The sequence below is a fragment of the Streptomyces sp. NPDC059455 genome (assembly GCF_042750115.1).
Classification (GTDB): Bacteria; Actinomycetota; Actinomycetes; order Streptomycetales; family Streptomycetaceae; genus Streptomyces; species Streptomyces endocoffeicus.
Map to the genome: position 1 here is coordinate 9,692 of NZ_JBHYVB010000084.1, position 2,477 is coordinate 12,168.

Below are 2,477 nucleotides of genomic sequence, written 5' to 3' on the forward strand. Positions count from 1 at the left end.
GCCAGTCGGTCTCGGGGGCGCGGTGTGGTGTATAAGAGACAGGTACGCCGCGGCCGGGCCCGGCCCCGGCGCCCGGCGGCGGCCGCGGGCCCCCGCCGGGGCTCCGCCCCGAACCCCGCTCCTCAATCGCCGGAGGGGCTGGGGTGGGCATCCCACAGCTCGGTGCTGTGTGCCCTGACCAGTGCGTCGATCCGGGCCAGCGCCTCGCCGGTCGGTAGTGGGTCCAGGCGGCGGCCGTCCCGCAGGCGCAGGGCCAGCCGGCCGTCCGCGGCCTCCCGGGGGCCCATGACGGCCTGGTACGGGACTAGGCGGGATTCCCGGATGCGGGCGCCCAGGCTGCCTCGGTCCGGTCCGGCCAGCTCCGCGCGCAGGCCGAGCTCAGCGCACCGCCGGACGAGTTCCCCGGCCCGCGCCAGCTCGGTCTCGGAGATCGGCAGGACGACCAGTTGGGTGGGGGCCAGCCAGGCGGGGAAGGCCCCGCCGTGTTCCTCGAGGAGATGGGCCACGGCCCGTTCCACACTGCCGATGATGCTGCGGTGGACCATGACCGGACGGTGCCGGGCGCCGTCCGGGCCGATGTAGTGCAGATCGAACCGTTCGGGCTGGTGGAAGTCGACCTGGACGGTGGACAGGGTGGACTCGCGTCCGGCGCCGTCGGCGACCTGCACATCGATCTTGGGGCCGTAGAACGCGGCCTCGCCCTCCACCGCCTCGTACGGCAGCCCGGAGCGGTCCAGGACGTCGGTCAGCAGGGCGGTTGAGCGACGCCATAGCTCAGGGGCTGCGACGTATTTGCCGCCGGGGCCCGGGAGGGAGAGCCGATAGCGGGCCGGGGTGATGCCGAGTGCCTCGTACGCCCGGCGGATCATCTCCAGGGCGGCCCCGGCCTCGTCGGCGACCTGGTCCAGGGTGCAGAAGATATGGGCGTCGTTGAGCTGGATGGCCCGGACCCGGGTCAGCCCGCCGAGTACCCCCGACAGCTCCGAGCGGTACATCCCGCCCAACTCGGCCATGCGCAGCGGTAGTTCGCGGTAGCTGTGGGCTCGGGAGCGGTAGATGACCGCGTGGTGGGGGCACAGGCTCGGGCGCAGGACCACCTGTTCCGCGCCCAGATCCATCGGGGGGAACATGTCGTCGCTGTAGTGCTGCCAGTGGCCCGACAGCTCGTACAGTTCCCGTTTGCCGAGCACCGGCGAGTACACATGCCGGTAGCCAGCCCGCCGCTCGGCGGCGCGGATGTACTCCTCCAGGGTGTGCCGTACGGTCGCGCCGTCGGGCAGCCAGTACGGCAGGCCCGCGCCGATCAGCGGGTCGGTGTCGAACAGGCCCAGTTCACGGCCCAGCTTGCGGTGGTCGGACATCGCGGTCTCCTCGTCAACGTCGGTGGACATCGGGCGAGTGACCGCACGGCGAAGCCCCGGGGCACTCGCCCCGGGGCTTCGGATCAGAACGTCGATCAGCGCGCCGGGACACTCTCCGGCGTCGTCGTCATCGCGATCGCGATCGCAGCGCGCTTCATGCCGCTCACCGTAGCAAGGCCCGGCGCGGCCCGCCCGGCGATTTTCCGGGCGTGCGCCACGCCGGGCCGCGGCCCGCATCCGCGGTTCCCGCTACGCCACGCGCTACCCGCTACGCCCCCTCCGGCAGCAGTTCCCCCACCGCGTCCCGCCACGCCGCCCGCGTCGCGACCGCCTGCCGCCACGTGCGCACCGCCTTCGGTGGCATCCCGACGGCCAGCACACCGGCCACCCGGTCCCCGGAGCGGTAGACGGCCAGGAACTTCCGCTCCTCCAGCTCGCCCTCCACCACCGCGACCTCCTCATGGCCGCGCAGATATCCGTGCGCCTGGATCCGGAAGTCGTACTGGTCCGACCAGAAGTACGGCACCGGGGCGAACGGCCGCCGCTCGTCCGGGCGGAGGAGGTTGCGGGCCACGGCCATGCCCTGCTCGGTGGCGTTGGTCCGGTGCTCGATCCGCATCGCCGTGCCGAACAGCGGATTGTGCCAGCGGGCCACATCCCCCGCGCCGTACACACCCGGCGCGGCGGCGCTGTACTCATCGCACTCCAGGCCGTCGCCCAGGGTGAGCCCACTGCCCTCCAGCCAGCCGGTGTTGGGCACCGACCCGATCGCGACCAGCACCTCGTCGGCCTCGACGAGCGTGCCGTCCGTCAGCCGTACCCCGCCGTCGGCGACCTCGGCCACCGCGACCCCGGTGCGCAGGTCCACGCCGTGGTCGTGGTGGGCCTGGGAGAGCATCCGCCCGACCCGCTCGCCGACCGCCGGGGCCAGCGGCACCGGGGCCGGTTCCAGCAGTGTGACCTCCGTGCCCAGCCCTCGCGCGACGGCGGCGGCCTCGGCGCCCGGGCCCCCCGCGCCGGCCCCCCCCCGCCCCCCCCCCGGCCCCCCCCCGGGCCCCCGGGGCCCGGCGGGGGGCCCGGGGGGCCGCCCCCTGGGCCCCGACCCCCCGGAGCCGG

1 protein-coding gene and 1 pseudogene are annotated in these 2,477 nt (G+C 74.6%); both read right to left on the minus strand.

Going from position 1 to position 2,477, the window contains the following annotated elements; all coding sequences use genetic code 11:
• Positions 1–122: 122 nt before the first annotated feature.
• Positions 123–1,391 carry a threonine--tRNA ligase gene (gene thrS / locus ACFXB5_RS27205; protein WP_385212371.1) on the minus strand — a complete coding sequence of 423 codons (1,269 nt, stop codon included), beginning with the start codon at positions 1,389–1,391 and terminating at the stop codon, positions 123–125.
• 238 nt (positions 1,392–1,629) lie between these two features.
• Positions 1,630–2,379 (minus strand): annotated as a pseudogene (locus ACFXB5_RS27210) (FAD-dependent oxidoreductase); the annotation flags it as partial.
• Positions 2,380–2,477: the final 98 nt, after the last annotated feature.